This is a genomic window from Ruegeria sp. CF5 (genome assembly GCF_056537325.1).
The window spans coordinates 1,047,714-1,066,792 of sequence record NZ_JBQFRI010000001.1 but is presented as its reverse complement, the minus strand read 5'-3'; the positions used below and the strand labels follow the sequence as shown (position 1 = coordinate 1,066,792).

15 protein-coding genes are annotated in these 19,079 nt (G+C 59.0%); 8 read left to right on the top strand and 7 right to left on the bottom strand.

All coding sequences use genetic code 11. From position 1 onward, the window contains the following. Position 1: 1 nt before the first annotated feature. The 4 genes from ACR0NW_RS05120 to xdhA are packed head-to-tail and all read right to left on the bottom strand — an operon-like array spanning position 2 to position 6,223. A complete protein-coding gene (locus tag ACR0NW_RS05120; RefSeq protein WP_170651078.1) occupies positions 2-1,519 on the bottom strand; it encodes an ABC transporter ATP-binding protein in 1,518 nt (505 codons plus the stop codon). Beyond that, complete coding sequence (xdhC, locus tag ACR0NW_RS05115) at positions 1,516-2,451, bottom strand: xanthine dehydrogenase accessory protein XdhC (protein WP_480448547.1); 936 nt, start codon at positions 2,449-2,451, stop codon at positions 1,516-1,518. Before xdhC ends, ACR0NW_RS05120 begins: the two co-directional genes overlap by 4 nt. After that, positions 2,451-4,865, bottom strand: a complete 2,415-nt coding sequence (xdhB, locus tag ACR0NW_RS05110; protein ID WP_480448548.1) for a xanthine dehydrogenase molybdopterin binding subunit — start codon at positions 4,863-4,865, stop codon at positions 2,451-2,453. The genes xdhC and xdhB overlap by 1 nt, the downstream gene beginning before the upstream one ends. Next, the gene (gene xdhA / locus ACR0NW_RS05105; RefSeq protein WP_480448549.1) at positions 4,862-6,223 is read right to left on the bottom strand and encodes a xanthine dehydrogenase small subunit; all 1,362 of its coding nucleotides are present in this window, start codon (positions 6,221-6,223) and stop codon (positions 4,862-4,864) included. The genes xdhB and xdhA overlap by 4 nt, the downstream gene beginning before the upstream one ends. A 343-nt stretch (positions 6,224-6,566) precedes the next feature. Between xdhA and dnaE the strand changes: the two genes are divergently transcribed. From dnaE to ACR0NW_RS05085, 4 genes are all read left to right on the top strand, one after another. Then, positions 6,567-10,067, top strand: a complete 3,501-nt coding sequence (gene dnaE / locus ACR0NW_RS05100) for a DNA polymerase III subunit alpha (protein WP_480448550.1) — start codon at positions 6,567-6,569, stop codon at positions 10,065-10,067. 84 nt (positions 10,068-10,151) lie between these two features. After that, the gene (locus tag ACR0NW_RS05095; protein ID WP_170651073.1) at positions 10,152-10,364 is read left to right on the top strand and encodes a YMGG-like glycine zipper-containing protein; all 213 of its coding nucleotides are present in this window, start codon (positions 10,152-10,154) and stop codon (positions 10,362-10,364) included. Between the two features lie 5 nt (positions 10,365-10,369). Beyond that, a complete protein-coding gene (locus ACR0NW_RS05090; RefSeq protein WP_480448551.1) occupies positions 10,370-10,738 on the top strand; it encodes a hypothetical protein in 369 nt (122 codons plus the stop codon). Positions 10,739-10,865: 127 nt separating this feature from the next. Further along, positions 10,866-11,771 carry a hypothetical protein gene (locus ACR0NW_RS05085; protein ID WP_480448552.1) on the top strand — a complete coding sequence of 302 codons (906 nt, stop codon included), beginning with the start codon at positions 10,866-10,868 and terminating at the stop codon, positions 11,769-11,771. Positions 11,772-11,781: 10 nt separating this feature from the next. Here the strand turns inward: ACR0NW_RS05085 and ACR0NW_RS05080 are convergent, their stop codons facing one another. Continuing rightward, on the bottom strand, positions 11,782-11,976 hold the full coding sequence (locus ACR0NW_RS05080; RefSeq protein ID WP_170651071.1) for a SlyX family protein: 195 nt from the start codon (positions 11,974-11,976) through the stop codon (positions 11,782-11,784). A gap of 147 nt (positions 11,977-12,123) precedes the next feature. On the opposite strand from ACR0NW_RS05080, the gene hisS reads away from it, so the two are divergent. From hisS to hisG, 3 genes are read left to right on the top strand one after another with little or no spacing between them, the layout of a single operon-like run. Beyond that, on the top strand, positions 12,124-13,611 hold the full coding sequence (gene hisS / locus ACR0NW_RS05075; RefSeq protein ID WP_480448553.1) for a histidine--tRNA ligase: 1,488 nt from the start codon (positions 12,124-12,126) through the stop codon (positions 13,609-13,611). Positions 13,612-13,614: 3 nt separating this feature from the next. Then, positions 13,615-14,703 carry an ATP phosphoribosyltransferase regulatory subunit gene (locus ACR0NW_RS05070; protein ID WP_480448554.1) on the top strand — a complete coding sequence of 363 codons (1,089 nt, stop codon included), beginning with the start codon at positions 13,615-13,617 and terminating at the stop codon, positions 14,701-14,703. Beyond that, positions 14,700-15,389, top strand: coding sequence for an ATP phosphoribosyltransferase (hisG, locus tag ACR0NW_RS05065; RefSeq protein WP_480448555.1), 690 nt, complete (start codon positions 14,700-14,702; stop codon positions 15,387-15,389). Before ACR0NW_RS05070 ends, hisG begins: the two co-directional genes overlap by 4 nt. A 2-nt stretch (positions 15,390-15,391) precedes the next feature. Here the strand turns inward: hisG and ACR0NW_RS05060 are convergent, their stop codons facing one another. Then, positions 15,392-15,823: a DUF1489 family protein gene (locus tag ACR0NW_RS05060; RefSeq protein WP_480448557.1), complete on the bottom strand. Its 432-nt coding sequence runs from the start codon at positions 15,821-15,823 to the stop codon at positions 15,392-15,394. A 129-nt stretch (positions 15,824-15,952) separates the two neighbouring features. Here ACR0NW_RS05060 and ACR0NW_RS05055 point away from each other — a divergent pair, with 129 nt between their 5' ends. After that, entirely contained in the window at positions 15,953-18,235 is a 2,283-nt protein-coding gene (locus ACR0NW_RS05055; protein ID WP_480448558.1) for an adenosylcobalamin-dependent ribonucleoside-diphosphate reductase, read from the top strand. Positions 18,236-18,519: 284 nt separating this feature from the next. Here the strand turns inward: ACR0NW_RS05055 and ACR0NW_RS05050 are convergent, their stop codons facing one another. Next, positions 18,520-18,882 (bottom strand): YybH family protein, encoded by a 363-nt coding sequence (locus tag ACR0NW_RS05050; protein ID WP_480448560.1) that lies wholly within the window; start codon positions 18,880-18,882, stop codon positions 18,520-18,522. Positions 18,883-19,079: the final 197 nt, after the last annotated feature.

Here is a 19,079-nt window from a genome sequence, read left to right as displayed (position 1 = left end):
ATCAAACATGCGCCACCTCCATGCCGTGTGCGCCGCCCATCATCAGGCCGATCTCGTCCACCGTCAGGCCCGCCGTTGTGCGCGGTGCGCTCAGGCGTCCTTCGTTAAGGGCCGCAAAGCTATCTGAAATCTCCATCAACTCATCCAGGTCCTGACTGATGCAGATGACTGCGGTGCCTTTGGCAGCTAGGTCCAGAATGGCCTGCCGGATCGAGGCCGCCGCCGCCGCATCAACGCCCCATGTCGGCTGGTTCACCACCAACACATCAGGGTTCTGCAACACCTCGCGTCCGATCACGAATTTCTGCAGGTTGCCACCCGACAGCGACCGTGCCGCGTTTTCGGGGCCGGGTGTGCGTACGTCAAAGACTTCGATGATCTTTTCGGCAAAGCTCTTAGTCTCAGCCCATTTCAGGAAGCCGTTGTTTTCCAGACCTTCACGTACCGATCCGGTCAGCAGGGCGTTTTCGGTCAGGCTCATATCCGGGGCTGCGGCATGTCCAAGTCGTTCCTCGGGGGCTGTCAGCACGCCCAGCGTACGGCGCGCGGTAGGCCCCAGTTTGCCTATCGGTTGGCCATTGAACTTGATTGCGTCGGCGGTTGTCGGGATTTCACCCGAAAGGACCCCCAACAATTCGTCCTGCCCATTCCCGGCGACGCCGCCGATGCCAAGAACCTCGCCTTTGCGCACCGTCATATGGACGTTTTTTAGTGCCGTTCCGAATTCCGACGGCGAAGGCACCGACAAGCCGCTAACATCCAGTGCGACCTCGCCAAACTCACGTCCCGACCGTTCCGGCGTCTGCAGGGTCGAACCCACCATCATCTCGGCCATGTCCCGTGCCGAGGTTTCGTTTGGAACACATTCGCCAACATTCTTGCCCAGACGCAGGATCGTGGCGTGATCGCAGAGCGTGCGGATTTCCTCGAGCTTGTGCGAAATATACAGGATCGAAGTGCCCTCAGACCGCAATTTATTCAGCGTCTCGAAAAGGATATCAACCTCTTGCGGGGTGAGAACCGATGTCGGTTCATCCATGATCAGCAGCTTGGGCTCCTGCAACAGACAGCGGATGATCTCGACCCGCTGACGCTCACCCGCCGACAGGTCACCAACCGTACGGAAAGGGTCCAGCGGCAGACCGTAGGTCTCCGACACTTCGCGGATACGCGAGGCCAGATCGCCCATCGGCGGCGGGTTCTCCATCCCAAGTGCGATGTTCTCGGCCACGTTCAGCGCGTCAAACAGCGAAAAGTGCTGAAACACCATCGCGATCCCGTCTGCCCGCGCGGCGCGGGGTTCGGGTGGCGCATAGGGTTGGCCGCGCAACAGCATCGTACCGCTGTCAGGCTTCACCAGCCCATAGATCATTTTGACCAGAGTGGATTTGCCTGCGCCGTTTTCGCCCAGCAGCGCATGAACTTCGCCCTCGCCAATATCGAACGAGACGGTGTCGTTGGCCACGACGCCGGGATAGGCTTTGGTCAGGCCTTGCAGGCTCAGAAGTGGTGTGGTCACGCGCTCAGATCCTTCTTCAAGTCGTTTTGCAGGGCGGGGCGCAGGATTTGCGCCGCGACGCCAACCGCGATCATCTGCGGATGTTTGCCCAAGCCCGGATCACCGATCGGGCAGGTGATCCGGCTTACCCGTTCAGGCGAATGCCCCAACGCAGCAAGACGAGAGCGGAACCGCGCCCATTTGGTAGCCGAGCCAATCAGGCCCGCAAAGCGGAAATCGTGCAAAAGCAGCCTGTTGCACAGCTCCAGATCCAGATTGTGTGAATAAGTAAGCACCAGATGCTCGGCGTCGCGCGGCGCGTGACGAACCAGTTCCGCCGGTTTGGCGGCTGGCACGACCGTCACGCCGTTCGGCACTGTTTCAGGAAATCGCTCCGGCCCTGTATCAACCCAGGTGATTGCCAGATCGGGCAGGGGCGACAGAACATCAACCAGCGCCCGGCCCACATGACCAGCGCCCCAGATCCACAGGTCGCGGGCCGGTTTGTGCACTGGTTCGATCATCCATCCGTCAAGGAGCTGCGGTTCTGGCTGAACACCTTGTCCACGCGCGCGGTTCAGCAAACGCTTGACGGACAGAGGCATTTCACCAGCCGAAACCGGACGTGCAATCATCGTGTCATCCAGACGATTCACTGCTTTCAGGTCATAGACCTCGCTCAGCAGCGTGACCGCACCGCCGCAGCACTGGCCAAGGTCCGGGCCAAGCGCGTGTTGGGTCAGCTTTCTTTGCGAGTTCTGATGACGTGCAGCCTCGGCGGCCTGAAATTCCAGCGTGCCGCCGCCGATCGTGCCAGACTGCCCATTTTCCCAAACAAGCATCGCGGCACCGACTTCGCGGGGGGACGACCCCTTGATCCCGGCGATAACCACCCGGACCACAGACCCATGGGTTTTGACCGCCTCCCTCAAAGCTTCCCGATCAAATCCCATCAGATGCCTCCCTTCATCCGCTGAACACCGCGCCACACTTCCTCGGCCGTGGCAGGTGCATCCAACGCCGGGTAGGCGTCACCGCAGGCAGCGACCGCATTCGACAGGGCGAGCCATGCGGAAATCCCCAGCATGAAGGGCGGTTCACCGACCGCCTTCGAGCGATAGATCGTATCCTCGCGGTTTTGCCCATCCCACAGCGCGACATTGAAAATGTCGGGGCGATCCGAACAGGCAGGGATTTTGTAGGTTGACGGCGCATGCGTGCGCAGCCGCCCCTGATCGTCCCAGACCAGTTCCTCGGTCGTCAGCCAACCTGCGCCTTGAACGTATCCACCTTCGACCTGACCGACATCCAGAGCTGGGTTCAGCGACGCCCCGGCATCATGCAGGATATCTGTGCGCAGAATGCGGTTTTCGCCTGTCAGGGTGTCAACCGCCACTTCGGTTACGGATGCACCATAGGCAAAGTAAAAGAACGGACGGCCGTGCCCCTTGATCCGGTCCCATTCGATCTTTGGTGTTTTGTAGTACCCGGTCGCCGACAGGCTGACCCGCCCCTGATAGGTGAGGGCCGCAGCCTCGGCGAAACTGTAGCGTTCCCCTCCGACTTCGACATGTCCGTCGCTGAATTTGACCGTGGCGGCGTCTGCCTGATGCCGCTCGGCCAGATAGGCCGCCATGCGGTCGCGGATCGTGTCGCAGGCTGCCTTGACCGCCATGCCGTTCAGATCGCTGCCAGATGAGGCCGCGGTTGCCGATGTGTTGGGCACTTTGGCGGTATCCGTGGCGGTGATCTTGATCATCTCAAGCGGAATACCAAATCGAGACGCGGCGACCTGCGCCACCTTCTGGAACAGGCCCTGACCCATCTCGGTGCCGCCATGGTTCAGATGCACCGAGCCATCCTGATACACATGCACCAGTGCGCCCGCCTGATTCAGGTGGGTCAGGGTGAACGAGATGCCGAACTTGACCGGTGAAAAGGCGATACCCTTCTTGATCACCCGGTTCTGTGCGTTCCACTTTGCAATTGCCGCCTTGCGCGCCGCATAGTCGCTGGATTTCAGCAGGGCTTCGGTCATTCCGTGCAACTCGAAATCGGTAACTTCCATGCCATACGGCGTCGTGTTACCGCCTTCGGGTACCGGACGGACCGGCGGCGGAGTGGTCACCTGTTCAACCGCGCCGAGGCTGGTCAGATCCTCATGCGGATCAACATGCCCCAACGGACGTTCAGGAACATGGGTTGGTTCGATCGTCGGGCTGTGTGCGGCCTCATAATAGTTACGGCGGCGCAACTCGACCGGGTCCAGCCCCAGCTCATGAGCGGCATGATCCATGACCCGTTCGATCCCGACCATACCCTGCGGGCCGCCAAACCCACGATAGGCGGTGGCGGATTGCGTGTTGGTTTTCAGCCGATGGCTTTCGATCCGGGCGTTTGGCAACAGGTAGGCGTTGTCCGAATGCAGCATGGCGCGGTCCGCAACAGGCAGGGAAAGGTCCTGTGCCCACCCGCAGATGGCATGATGCAAAAACGAAACGCCCTGTATGTGGCCGTGCTCATCAAGCCCTGCGCGGTACGCGATGCGGAAAGCGTGGCGTTTGCCGGTGATCACCATGTCATCGTCGCGGTCATAGCGCATTTTGCAGGCTTTGCCGGTGGCGCGGGCAGTAACTGCACAGGCGACGGCCAGTGCATTGCCCTGGCTTTCCTTGCCGCCGAACCCTCCGCCCATGCGGCGGGTTTCAACGCGCACGCCATGCATCGGTACGCCCAACGCATCAGCCACTTTGTGCTGAATCTCGGTTGGGTGCTGGGTCGAGGAATGCACCAGCATGTCCCCGCCCTCATTCGGCACGGCCAGAGCGGCTTGACCTTCGAGATAGAAATGCTCCTGACCGCCCAGTTCAAACGCGCCTTCGATCACATGTGCCGAATTTGCAATGGCACTGTCGACATCACCCTTGGCATAGATGCGCGGCCCTTCCTCGAACCGGCTGTCGGCCGCGAGTGCTTCTTCGATTGTCAGGATCGGTGTTTCCTCGGCGTATTCGACCTTGCCGAGTTGCGCGGCCTTGCGTGCCGCCAGATGGCTGGTCGCAGCCACGAGGAAAACAGGTTGGCCTACATAGTTGACGGTTCCGTCCGACAACAATGGTTCATCATGGATAGAAGGTGAGACGTCGTTGGCGAAAGGCAGATCGTCAGCAGTCATCACCATGACGACACCTTCGGCGGCCTTCACTGCAGACAGGTCCATCGCCGTGATCTTGCCCTTGGCGATGGGGCTGAGACCAAAGGCCAGATGTAACGATCCCTTCGGAGTGGGAATGTCATCCACATAACGCGCCGTTCCCGAGACATGAAGCGGGGCGGCGTCGTGGGGCAGGGGTTTGGTCACGCTCATGCCGACACCTCCAGCACATTTGTCACTTCACCCTGATCCTCGAGGAAGTACCGCTCCAGCATGGCTTTGGACGTCTCCAGCCGATAGCTGGCCGAGGCGCGCATATCCGACATCGGAGTATAGTCTTCGGCAAAGGCAGGCAGTGCCGTCTGCACGGTCTCGGTTGTCCACTGTTTGCCGATCAAAGCGGCCTCGACAGTTTTGGCCCGTTTCGGAATACCGGCCATGCCGCCGAACGCAATCCTTGCGCTGGTCACGGTACCGTCCGTGACGGTTATATTGAAACATCCACAGACAGCGGAAATATCCTGATCGAACCGCTTGCTGAGCTTGTAGCATTTCAGCCGATCCGCCTGCCGTTTGAAGCTGACGGCCTCGACGAATTCACCGGGTGCACGGTCCTGCTTGCCATAATCGACAAAGAAATCTTCCAGCGGCATCGAACGGCGCGTATCGCCCTTGCGCAAATGCAACGTTGCATCCAGCGCGATGAGGGCGGGAGGGTTGTCTCCGATAGGTGAGCCATTGGCGATATTGCCGCCGACAGTGGCCGCGTGACGGACCTGAACGCTGGCGTAGCGGCGGATCATCTCGGCGTAGGACGGATACAGTTCGGCCAGTGCTTCGCCCATACGGTTCATGTCGACCATGGCACCAAAACGGATTTCGTCATCAGTGATCGTGATCTCTTTCAGATCGTCGCAGCGGTTTAGGAAAATCACCGGGTCCAGATCGCGCAACTGCTTGGTGACCCAAAGACCCACATCGGTCGCTCCAGCGACCAGAGTGGCATCTGGGTGCTCCGCATAGACAGCGGCCAATTCGTCGGACGAGCCCGGCAGCATGGGCGGCGTTGCCTGCGGGGCAACCGGCTTATCCTTGATCCAGACCGGAACGGGATGCTCTTCGGTGGCCTTGGCGGCACGAATGATCGGCGCGTAACCGGTGCAACGGCACAGATTGCCTGCAAGCTGGTTGTCATGATCCGTCGCGCCATTGGTGTGACTTGCAACCATCGACATGACAAAGCCGGGGGTACAGAAACCGCATTGTGACCCATGCAGATCAACCATGGCCTGCTGGGCCGGATGGGCCTCTCCGTTCGGTCCGCTCGCACCTTCGACGGTGCGCACGGCCTTGCCGTGTAGCTGAGGCAAGAACAGGATGCACGAGTTCAGCGCCTTGGCGCCTTCCTCATCCGTCACCATGACAGTGCAGGCACCGCAATCGCCTTCGTTACAGCCCTCCTTGGTGCCGGTCAGGCCGCGATCCTCGCGCAGCCAGTCCAGCAGCGTGGCCGTCGGATCGACATCCGCCAACTCCACTGTCTCTCCGTTCAGAAGAAACGCGATATTCATTCGTGAAACCCGTCGCCTTACCCGGTTGCGCCCATGTGGTGCTCTCCTTCGATGCGACGTAGAAAGAGTAGCGGGCTGATAGCTTGCCGACAGATGTTAGAAAGGGCTGGCGCGATCTGGCAAGAAAAACTGCCCCTAAGATACAGCATTACCTTCCTCCGACGTTGTTTCGATCTGTCCGATAGCGGCCTAGAATTATGAAACTACAGCATTTTTCCTCTGGAGTGAATAACGTCCCCCGAAGCACCTTCTGGAAAAGCCGAATAATCCAGAGTGATTTTTAAGCTGTTCAACGGGTCGGTTCCGGCTTTTTCACCACGCCCGACTGAGGTAGCGTCGGCGCATGAGCAGCACTCCTCGATTCATTCATCTCCGCGTTCACACCGAATATTCCCTTCTGGAAGGCGCCGTGCGGCTGAAAAAGCTGCCGGGTCTTTGCGAAAAGTTGGAGATGCCCGCCGTCGCGGTGACGGACACCAACAGCATGTTTTCGGCTTTGGAGTTCTCGGTGACCGCTAGCGGGGCGGGGGTGCAGCCGATCATGGGTTGTCAGGTCGATCTGACCTACGTGCAGGCGCAGCCGGGAGAAAAGCCCAAGGCCCCAGCACCGCTCGTGCTGCTGGCGCAGTCTGAGGTTGGGTATGAAAACCTGATGAAGCTCAGCTCCTGCCTCTATGTGGACAAGGGCGGGCAACTGCCACAGGTCACGTTGGAAGAGTTGGCCGAACGCTCAGACGGTCTGATTTGTCTGTCCGGCGGGCCGGAGGGGCCGGTCGGGATGCTGTTGCAGCAAGGCCAGCGTCCCGCGGCCGAGGTTTTGGTGGACCGTCTTGCAACCGTGTTCCCCGATCGTCTTTACATCGAGCTTCAGCGACATCCGGGCGAAGACGGACAGCCCGAGGCCGAGCGCCTGACCGAGCGTGGCCATGTGGAAATGGCCTATGCCAAGAACCTGCCGCTGGTGGCCACCAACGATGTGTATTTCCCGACCTCAGACATGTACGAGGCGCACGATGCGCTGATTTGTATCTCGGAAGGCGCCTATGTCGACCAGCAGGAAGGTCGCCGCCGCCTGACCGCGCAGCATTACTTCAAGTCGCAGCAGGAGATGGCGACGCTGTTCGCCGATCTGCCCGAGGCAATCGAAAACACGGTCGAGATCGCCAAACGCTGCGCCTTCATGGCCTATCGCCGTGATCCGATCCTGCCGAAATTCGCTGATGACGAGGTGGCCGAACTGCGCCGCATCGCCAATGATGGCCTGCAGAAACGTCTGGCAGTGATCCCGCATGCCGTGACACCGGAAGAGTATCAAGAGCGGCTGGATTTCGAGCTTGGCATCATCGAAGGCATGGGGTTTCCCGGCTACTTCCTGATTGTTGCGGACTTTATTCAATGGTCCAAGGATCACGACATTCCGGTGGGGCCGGGGCGGGGTTCGGGCGCGGGATCGCTGGTGGCCTATGCGCTGACGATCACCGACCTTGACCCGTTGCGCTATTCGCTGCTGTTCGAACGGTTCCTAAATCCCGAACGGGTTTCGATGCCCGACTTCGATATCGACTTTTGCATGGATCGCCGCGAAGAGGTGATCCGTTACGTGCAGCAGAAATATGGCCGCGACAAAGTGGGGCAAATCATCACCTTTGGTGCGCTATTGTCGAAGGCTGCTGTGCGCGACATCGGCCGTGTTCTACAGATGCCGTATGGGCAGGTGGACCGCCTGTCCAAGATGATCCCTGTTGAGGGTGTCAAACCCGTTTCCATCGAAAAGGCGCTGAAAGACGAACCCCGCCTGCGCGAAGAAGCCCGCAATGAAGAAGTGGTGGAGCGACTGCTCACCTACGGCCAACAGGTAGAAGGGTTGCTGCGGAACGCCTCGACCCACGCGGCGGGTGTGGTGATCGGCGACCGGCCGCTGGACGCGCTTGTGCCGCTGTATCAGGACCCGCGGTCTGACATGCCTGCGACCCAGTTCAATATGAAATGGGTGGAGCAAGCCGGGCTGGTGAAGTTCGACTTTCTGGGTTTGAAAACCTTGACCGTGATCCAGAATGCGATGGACCTGATCTTCAAATCCGGGCGGCCTTTGCATGTGGCGGCGGACGGCACTGAACTCTATGAACCCGCCGAGGGGGCCGAGAACCAGATCAACGCCATCCCGCTGGATGACGAGGCGACATACAAGCTCTACTCGGCGGCCAAGACGGTGGCGGTGTTCCAGGTGGAAAGCTCGGGCATGATGGATGCGCTCAAGCGTATGAAACCCACCTGTATCGAGGATATCGTGGCCCTTGTGGCACTGTACCGTCCCGGCCCGATGGAGAACATCCCGACCTATTGCGAGGTCAAGAACGGGCTGCGCAAGATCGAATCCGTGCATCCGCTGATCGATCACATCCTTGAGGAAACCCAGGGCATCATCGTTTATCAGGAACAGGTGATGCAGATCGCGCAGGTCATGGCCGGGTACAGCCTTGGTGGTGCTGACCTGCTGCGCCGCGCGATGGGTAAGAAGATCAAAGAGGCGATGGACGCCGAACGCCCGAAATTCGAAAAGGGCGCGGGTGAGAATGGCGTGGATGCCAAGAAGGCCTCCGAAGTTTTCGACTTGCTCGAGAAATTCGCCAACTACGGCTTCAACAAATCTCACGCCGCCGCCTATGCGGTGGTCAGTTATCAGACCGGCTGGCTAAAGGCGAACCACCCGGTCGAGTTCATGGCCGGTGTCATGAACTGCGATATCCACTTGACCGACAAGCTGGCGGTGTATTTCGAAGAGGTCCGCAAGGGGCTGGAACTGCCTTACGTACCACCCTGCGTGAACCGCTCTCAGGCGACCTTCGACGTGGTCGAAGGGCATCTGGTCTATGCGCTGGGCGCGCTCAAGAACGTCGGCGTCGAGGCGATGAACCTTGTGGTCGAAGGGCGTGCCGACAAGCCGTTTGTGAACCTGTTCGATTTCGCCCGCCGCGTTGATCTGAAAAAGGTGGGCAAGCGCCCACTCGAAATGATGGCACGGGCTGGGGCGTTTGATGAGTTGGACAAAAACCGTCGCCGGGTATTCGACAGCCTGGAGCCGCTGGTGCAGTATTCGGCGGCGATCCATGAACAGAAGAACTCCAATCAGGTTTCGTTGTTCGGCGAGGCAGGGGATGACCTGCCGGAACCCCGCCTGTCGCCAACAGCCGACTGGCTGCCTGCGGAAAGGTTGAGTGAAGAATTCAAGGCCATCGGTTTCTATCTGTCTGGCCATCCCCTTGATGATTACATGCCCGCCTTGAAGCGCAAACAGGTCCTTACGCTGGACGATGTGATGGAAAAGGCCCGCTCGGGCCCGCTGATTGCCAAGATGGCCGGTGTTGTCGCCGGCCGGCAGGAGCGTAAATCCGCGCGCGGCAACCGGTTCGCCTTTGCTCAGCTATCGGATCCAACCGGCGCGTATGAGGTTACGTTGTTCTCTGAAACGCTGGAGAAAAGCCGCGAGTTTCTGGAAACCGGTGCGCATGTCGTTCTGACCGCCGAGGCGACAATGGAGGCCGATCAGCTGAAATTACTGGGCCGGTCTGTCGGTCCAATCGATGCGGCTGTGGCCGAGGCCGGAGCGACCGGATTGCGGGTTTTCGTAGAGGATGCGCAGGTGGTGCCAACACTTGCGAACGTCCTTGAAGATGCGGCCACGGCAGCGCGTGGCGCGTCCAAGGGCCCGATACAGCTTTGCCTTCTTGACCCCGGTCTTCCGGGGGAAGTGGAAATGGACCTTGGCCAGGATTTTCCGATCAACCCGCAGATCAAGGGTGCCATCAAATCTCTGGAAGGTGTCCTGTCGGTCGAGGAACTCTGATCCTTCGTTTTGTTGCCACAATGAAGACGCCCGGTTAGGCTGAGTGGTATATCCTATTGGGTCATGCCACAGGAGGGCTCTGACATGACGATTTCAGGTATTTGTTTCAGATCACTGGGTTTCGCGGCGGTCGTATCTCTGGCGACTGCATCTGCCGGGTTGGCGGATGACAAAAAGAAAGACAACACAATCAAAGGGGCAGTGGTTGGCGCGGGTGTAGGCGCGTTAATCGGTGACGGGAAAGGTGCTGCAGCGGGTGCCGTGGCCGGTGCCATTATCGGGCGTAACTGGAAGTGAATGCGATGCGATTTAACACATTAAAAGCACTGACCTTTGTTGCCTTCGCTGTCACTCCGATTGCGGCTCAGGCAGATGAAGAAGCGGATCAGATGGTACAGGATGCCTTGCCGGTGATGTACCACACCTGTGCATCGGTAGTTGAAGAGGCGGACGGAGATGAAACCTTCGTTCTGGCGGTCGTCGAAAAAATGACAGCCCTGTCCATCTACAACCGCCAGATCAATATCGAGGAGCATGCTTCGTCGGACGAGGACAAGGCCAAACTGCGCGAGACGTTTCTGACCGCTTTGTCTGAAGGCTGCGCCGAAGACAAGAATGCGCTGCTGGGTGGCGTTGTCGACAACGCTGTGAAAACGACGCTGGGCTTGTAACCAATTTGTGGTTTGGACCACCTATCACTGGGCCAAAGCGCTATCGACTAAGCTTTGGTGTGTCTTATTCTGGTCAACATCCTGAGCGATATGCAGCATAGAGTATTACAACCTATGTGTGCGCAGTATGTTCAAACTGATTTACAGGCAACGTCGCCGATTGTTGTTCGGGACGTTCTTTCTAATGGCAACCGTCGTCTTTCAACATTGGGAGCAACTTGAAGAACAGTTTGTTGAGATGATGGTGGCCTCCGGTCCATTCATTACCTGGCTGGCCCTAGGTCTGGCCATTTTGGTGACCAGCGCTGTGGTTTTGAGTGGATTGGCGTTGCTTGTGCTGATCTTCCGCCGATTGCGAATGATGGTTGAAATGCTCACTTTCTGGGCTTTTCTCAATGTCACACTTAAGCCAGCAGAACGTCTGGCTGATCAATTCAACCTATCGGACGTTTTTACAGCGATCATAACCCTCGCATTGCTCCTGAGCTTTATCTCCATCACATACGGGACTGTTTTGGACGGGTTTCGCTTTGGTCTGGATTGGAAATCCAAACGCCGCGTGCGTGTGCGGCAACCCATTGAGAAAGTCTGGCCTGCTTTCGCGCTGGCCGAATGTGGCACAAGCTCGAGCTGGGAACAGTTATTGTATGACGCGCAACCCGTTCCGGGAGATCCAGACAGCTTTGACGTGTCTTACCTAATGGGGCCATCCATTTTTCAAAAGCAGCAGCAAACCGTGCTGGAATGCGATGCGCCAAATCGCTACCACTATTCCTTCTCTGGAAATTCAAATCCTAAGAACCGGCGTCTTACGGACGGAGAGTTCGATGTAACGCTTGAACCAGATGGCAAGGGCGGAACTTTCGTTACCGCTTATCAGCACAACAAGGCCATGCTGCCGCGCACGGCGCTGGCACTTTGGTTCGATGATCAGCTTGGCGATGCTCTGGATGGTTTTGCAGCAAGGATGCGTGGTCGGCGCGATTGGTCAATGACCGGGTTGGAGCATCGCAAGATTCTAAGCCTGGCCTGACTTAGATCCCTCAATAGTGCGGCGGGCGTTCGTCGCCCAGCACAACCCCGCCCGAACCTTCCTGCGCCCGCTCGGCCTCGCGTTGCAGCAGCATTTCGACCCGGCGGGTTAGCCGGTCGATCTCGTCCTGTTGCCGGGTGACGACCGTGTTTAGGTCTTCAACCGTGCGGGTCAGGTGGGCGATCTGTTCTTCCAGTTGCTGCATGGGGTGCTCCTGTTTCCATCCTGCTCATAGCGTCCTCATGTCCCTCTGACCAGAGAAAGCGCGCCCTGCGGCAGAGGGTTGGCTTGCCCCGATGCAGGCCATGGGATAGACCGCGCGCGGAACATGAAAATCCCAAGGACGCCCCATATGGCCAAGCCCAAGAAACAGCCCCGCCCCAAGGCCATTACGCCGAAAGGGTTCCGCGACTATTTCGGCCAGGAAGTTTCGCAGCGCACCGAGATGCTGCGGGCTATTGCGGACGTCTATCATCGTTATGGGTTTGACGCGCTGGAGAGCAGCGCGGTCGAGACCGTCGAGGCGCTGGGCAAGTTCCTTCCGGATGTGGATCGTCCGAACGAGGGCGTCTTTGCATGGCAGGAATTTGACGAAGGTGGCAACGGCGACTGGATGGCCCTGCGCTACGACCTGACCGCGCCTTTGGCCCGCGTCTACGCCCAGCACCGCAATGATCTGCCGACGCCTTATCGCCGCTATGCGATGGGGCCGGTCTGGCGCAACGAAAAGCCGGGACCGGGGCGTTATCGGCAGTTCTATCAGTGTGATGCGGATACGGTCGGCACGGCCTCGATGGCGGCGGACGCCGAGATTTGCGCGATGCTGTCGGACACTCTGGAAACCGTCGGCATTCCGCGCGGTGACTATTTGGTGCGCGTCAACAACCGCAAGGTTCTGAACGGCGTGCTTGAGGCGATGGGGCTGGGCGAAGACGCCGCGGCCCGAGACAACGTCCTGCGCACCATCGACAAGTTCGACAAAGTGGGCGAGCAGGGCGTACGCGAACTGCTGACCAAGGGCCGTCTGGATGCATCCGGTGCGTTCATCGACGGTGTGGGCCTCAGCGACGATCAGGCCGAGCCGGTGATTGCCTTCCTGACCTCCAAAGCTGCGGAAACTGCTGGCACGCTGGCCAACCTGCGTGCTGCAGTAGGGGACAGCAAGATCGGCGCGGATGGTATTGCCGAACTGGAACAGATCGGCGCGCTGCTGGCGGCGGGCGGATACGGTGCGGACCGGATCGAGATTGATCCATCCGTCGTGCGTGGTCTGGGATATTACACCGGCCCTGTATATGAGGCCGAACTGACCTTTGAGATTTTTGACGAAAAGGGCCGCAAGCGGCAGTTCGGATCTGTCTCAGGTGGTGGACGCTATGACGATCTGGTCAAACGCTTCACCGGGCAGGAAGTGCCTGCAACAGGTGTGTCGATTGGCGTCGACCGTCTGCTGGCCGCCCTGCACGAAAAGGGCCGGGTAAGTTCGCAGGCCACGGGCCCTGTGGTCGTTACCGTCATGGACCGCGACCGCATGGCCGACTATCAGACGATGGTGGCCGAGTTGCGCAATGCGGGCATCCGGGCCGAGGTGTATCTGGGCAATCCCAAGAATTTCGGCAATCAGTTGAAGTACGCGGACAAGCGGAACTCTCCGATCGCCGTGATCGAAGGCGGTGATGAAAAGGCAGGTGGCATCGTGCAGATCAAGGACCTTATCCTTGGCGCCAAGATCGCCGAAAGCGCCACGCTGGAGGAATGGAAAGAACGCCCCAGCCAGTTTGAAGTGCCGCGTGGCGATCTGGTCTCCAAAGTGCGTGAAATTCTCGACAGTCAGGGCTAGGCGATGCCAAACCGTTCCCAGATACAGGCCCGCGCCGCGATGATGCGCGTGCGCTTTGAGGCCGCCGGCGCGCAGGTCGTGGACCCGCCGCTGTTGCAACCGGCAGAATTGTTGCTCGACCTTTATGGTGAGGACATTCGCGCGCGCGCCTATGTGACCTCGGACGCGCTGCGGGGCGAGCAGATGCTGCGCCCCGATTTCACGATGCCTGTCGTGCAGATGCATATGAGCGACGGGGCCGAGCCTGCGCGTTACACCTATTCGGGTGAAGTTTTCCGCCGTCAGGAACATGACCCCGACCGGGCCAATGAGTACATTCAGGTCGGATACGAGGTCTTTGACCGCGACGATCCTGCCGGTGCGGACGCCGAAGTGTTTTCGCTGTTCGCGCTCCAGCTGCGTGGTCTGCCTTTGCGCGCAGCGACCGGTGACATCGGTATTCTGACGGCTGCAGTACAAGGTCTTCGAACAACGGATCGGCGCAAAGCCGCACTGATGCGACACCTGTGGCGTCCCCGCCGGTTCCGTATTCTGCTGGACCGGTTCGCGGGCCGTAAACCGGTTCCCGAAGGCCGGAACACCTTGCTGGATGCGACGGATCCGATGTCTTTCGACGCGCCCATGATCGGCAAGCGGCGGGCCGCGGAGATTGAGGCGCGGATTGCTGCGCTGCGCGAAGACCGTGATACACCGCCTATTTCGGACAACGAACTGGCGGGGCTGGAAACCTTACTGAACGTGCGCGAGACCATGCCCTTTGCACTGGAACAACTGCGCGATGTGGCCGTCGATCTGCCACAGATCACGCCCGCGCTGGATCGGCTTGAGGCCCGAATCGCCTCACTTCAGGCGCGTGGCGTTGACGTCGAGCGGCTGGATTTCGAAGCCGCATATGGCCGTACGTCGATGGAATATTACGACGGGTTCGTCTTTGGTTTCTATGCCGAAGGGCGCCCCGATCTGCCGCCCATCGCAACCGGTGGCCGATATGACGCGCTGACCCGGCAACTGGGAAATGGTGCGGAAATCCCCGCTGTCGGAGGTGTTTTGCGCCCGGACCTGATGCTTGAAATCGAGGAGGCGTCCCAATGAGCCTTAAGCTGGGCGTACCTTCCAAGGGCCGGTTGATGGAAAAGACATTCTCGTGGTTCGACAAGCGTGGCATCACATTGTCGCGCAGCGGTTCGGATCGTGAATATGCGGGAAAAGTCGATGGGATTGACGGGGTATCCTTGATCCTGCTGTCCGCCGGAGAAATACCCCGTGAACTGGCGGCGGGGCGCATCCACATGGGTGTGACCGGTACCGATCTGGTGCACGAAAAACTGCCGCGTTGGGAACAGCAGGTCGAGGAAGTTTCGCTCTTGGGCTTCGGTCAGGCGGATCTGGTCATCGCGGCTCCGGCCTGTTGGGTGGACGTTGATACTCTGGATGACCTTGATGCAGCGGCGGCCGCGTTTCGGCAGGCCCATGGGCACCGTCTGAGGATCGCAACCAAGTATCACCGTCTGGTGCGTGAATTCCTGACGGATGCGGGGGTGGCAGACTACACTTTGGTCGACAGTCAGGGCGCGACCGAAGGCACGGTAGTTAACGAGACTGCCGAGGCCATCGCCGATATCACCTCGACCGGTGAGACATTGCGCGCCAACCACCTGAAAATCCTGCCAGACGGGCTAATCCTTCGATCGCAGGCGACCCTGTGGCGCAGTCGCGTGGCCAGTTACGATGCAGCAGACAAGAAGGCTCTGTCTGAACTGATGGATCGGCTGAGCTGATCTTACAGCACACCGATCTCGGCCAGGGCGCGATTTAGGTCGTCGGGCAGGGCATCGTCCTGTGATTTGCCTTTGGGCAGGTCAGGTGGCGTGTCTTCGGGCTTCAGGTATCGCCAGCCCTGAAACGGGCGCTTTTGCGCGTTTTGTGTGCGGTGAACCTCGGGCTCCAGCACGATGCCGCATCGGCGGATGCCGTCTTGGCCCATCACCTCATCCAGCCGCAGGATACGCTGACGGCACTGAACAACGCCCTTGATCACCCAGTAGATCGATCCGCCGTTCAGAATTTCGGCCTCACGCTTGGGCCACATGCGGGTGATGTGGCGCGGCAGTCCATCGTCAAAGCGTTGCCGATAGCTGTCCTGCCACGCAATCAGCGAATCCACGCTTTCCGACCCGACCGAAAGTTTTATGAGGTTTACGTACTTATCCACAGCTTTCCCACAGAGTCGTCCCAAGCCCACCTTATATATTGTAGCTCAAGATCAGGCGTCATCAAGTTGTTGTGGTTTGCGTGGCTTCTGGTCTAAGATGGATGCCTCTTTCTAGTCAGGGAATCACCAATGAGCCGCTTTGCCGCCCCCATCGCCGAGCAGATCTGGGACATGAAATACCGCTTTAAACAGGCAGATGGCACGCCCATCGACCAGACGGTCGAGGACACGTGGCGGAGGATCGCGCGGGATTTGGCCAAGGTGGAAAAAGACCCCGCGCTTTGGGAGCAGAAGTTCTATGAAGCGCTTGAGGACTTCAAATACCTGCCCGCAGGACGCATCACCGCCGGGGCGGGCACGGCGCGGCAGGTGACCCTGTTCAACTGCTTCGTGATGGGCACGATCCCCGACAGCATGGGCGGCATCTTCGACATGCTGAAAGAGGCCGCGCTGACCATGCAGCAGGGCGGCGGCATAGGCTATGATTTCTCGACCATCCGGCCACGCGGCGCGGATGTGCACGGGGTGGCGGCGGATGCTTCTGGGCCGCTGTCCTTCATGGATGTTTGGGACGCCATGTGCCGTACTATCATGTCTGCGGGTTCGCGCCGGGGTGCGATGATGGCGACGATGCGCTGTGATCACCCGGATATCGAACATTTTATAACCGCCAAATCCGACCCGGCCCGTTTGCGCATGTTCAACATGTCCGTTCTGGTGACCGATGCTTTCATGGAAGCGGTCAAGGCAGATGGTCCTTGGGAGCTGGTGTTCGATGGCAAGGTTTATCACACGGTTCAGGCTCGCGATCTGTGGAACAGGATCATGCAGGCGACCTATGACTATGCCGAACCCGGCGTGATCTTCATCGACCGTATCAATCAGGCCAACAACCTGAGTTACGTCGAAACCATCGCCGCCACCAACCCATGCGGTGAACAGCCGTTGCCGCCATACGGTGCCTGCCTGTTGGGTTCGGTCAATCTGGCGCGGCTGGTGGCAGAGCCGTTCGAGAAGGGCGCGCATCTCGATGAAAAGGCGTTGCAGGAGCTTGTCGCAACTGCCGTGCGGATGATGGACAACGTTGTGGACGCCTCAAAGTTCCCGTTGCCAGAGCAGGCGGCCGAGGCGCAGGCAAAGCGCCGGATCGGACTTGGGGTGACGGGGCTGGCTGATGCTCTGCTGATGCTGGGTCTGCGCTATGGATCGGACGAGGCGGCGCGTCAGACCGAGCGCTGGTTGCACGCGATCGCCCGCGCCGCGTATCTGGCGTCGGTGGACCTGGCACGCGAAAAGGGCGCGTTCCCACTGTTCGATGCAGACGCGTTTCTGGCAAGTGGTGCAATGCAGGACATGGACGAAGACGTGCGCGATGCGATCCGCGAGCATGGCATCCGCAACGCGCTTTTGACCTCAATCGCGCCGACCGGGACGATCTCGCTTTACGCGGGCAACGTCTCGTCTGGGATCGAGCCGGTCTTTGCCTATGCTTATACCCGCAAGGTGCTGCAGAAAGACGGATCGCGTACCGAGGAAGAAGTGGTGGATTACGCCGTTCAGCACTGGCGCGACAAATTCGGAGACGCCGAATTGCCTGACTTCTTTGTCAACGCCCAAACGCTGACGCCGCTGGATCACGTTAAAATGCAGGCTGCGGCCCAGAAATGGATAGACAGCTCAATCTCGAAGACGATCAACTGCCCCGAAGATATTTCGTTCGACGCGTTCAAGGATGTCTACATGCAGGCCTGGGATCAGGGCTGCAAAGGGTGCACCACCTATCGTCCCAACGATGTGACGGGGTCCGTTCTGACGGTTTCCGAAAGCTCAGACAAAGCACCGGGCGAGAGTGCCGATGCGCCGCACGAAGTCGAGGGCGGCGATGTCATCTATATGTCCGAACCTCTGGATCGCCCCCAATCGCTTGAAGGATCTACCTACAAGCTCAAGTGGCCCGACAGCGAGCATGCGATCTATCTGACCATCAATGACATTGTGATCGGCGGCCGTCGTCGTCCGTTCGAGGTGTTCATCAATTCGAAGAACATGGAGCACTATGCCTGGACGCTGGCGCTGACGCGGATGATCTCGGCCGTGTTCCGGCGGGGGGGTGATGTGTCCTTTGTGGTTGAAGAATTGAAGGCAGTGTTCGACCCGCGGGGTGGGGCCTGGGTCAAGGGCAAATACATCCCTTCGATTCTGGCCGCGATTGGTGGCGTGATAGAACAGCATTTGATTGCTATAGGCTTTCTGGAAGGCGAGGGGATGGGCCTGAAATCCGATCCGCAGGCGCAGGTTGTGAACACGGACGCCCCTCGCGGCAAGGCCTGCCCCTCTTGTGGACAGTTCGATATGGTGATGATCGAGGGGTGCATGACGTGCCGCAGCTGCGGCCATTCGAAGTGCGGTTGACCCCTGTTTCGAGCTGTTTTCTGTGGCGTGTCACGTGACATGACCTATGCGTCTCAATAGGTCATTTTTACAGATCAAATGAAGAAACGGCCTCGGTTCTAATCCGAGGCCGTTTGCTTTCATGCTGGGGCTGGCGAACATTGATGGTGCTGGATTGAAGGTACCACTGGTTTGTTGGACAATCACAGATAGTGGTCAAGTCGCCGTGCCGTACAGCGATGCCGCCCACGTGCGACCAGCCGCCTCAAAGCACTTGTTTTGACAGTTGCGACGTTCCGCAAATTTTATTCGTCGAAATTCCAGATGTCGCGCTGAACCTTCCAGCCGCTGTCACCTTTGCGGAAGTAGAGAATGTACTTCCCAGAGAGTTTTTGTCCACCCATGGAGCCAGTCAATGTTCCCATCGTAATGGCAATGTCTCCGCTGACCTGTGCCTCGGTAAGATCGGCTACAACATCACCTAGGCCGCCATCAATTGCTGCCTGCCAATATTCCCGAATGGCTGCGTGACCTGACATCATCGGCGCTCCTGGGGGCATGGCTGCGCCATCTTCGGCATAGGGTTCCGTTGCCTTACCTGCGTCTTTTGCGTTGATTCCATCGATAATGGCAGCGTCGAGTGCCTTTACAGTGTCAACATCCGACATCATTTCCTCCCGAGTTTTCTCGCTGATGCCCTCAGGTTACCATAGGAGCCTGAGTCGATGCTAAATCTCAGATAGACCGTTGAAATACTTGGAATTCGGGAAGCGCAACGTGGTGGCTTTGGCCGCTATTCGTTTGCCACGTGATGGATGCGCAATATTTTTGCGCTCCGCCAACCTTTAGCGGTGGCACGTTAGTG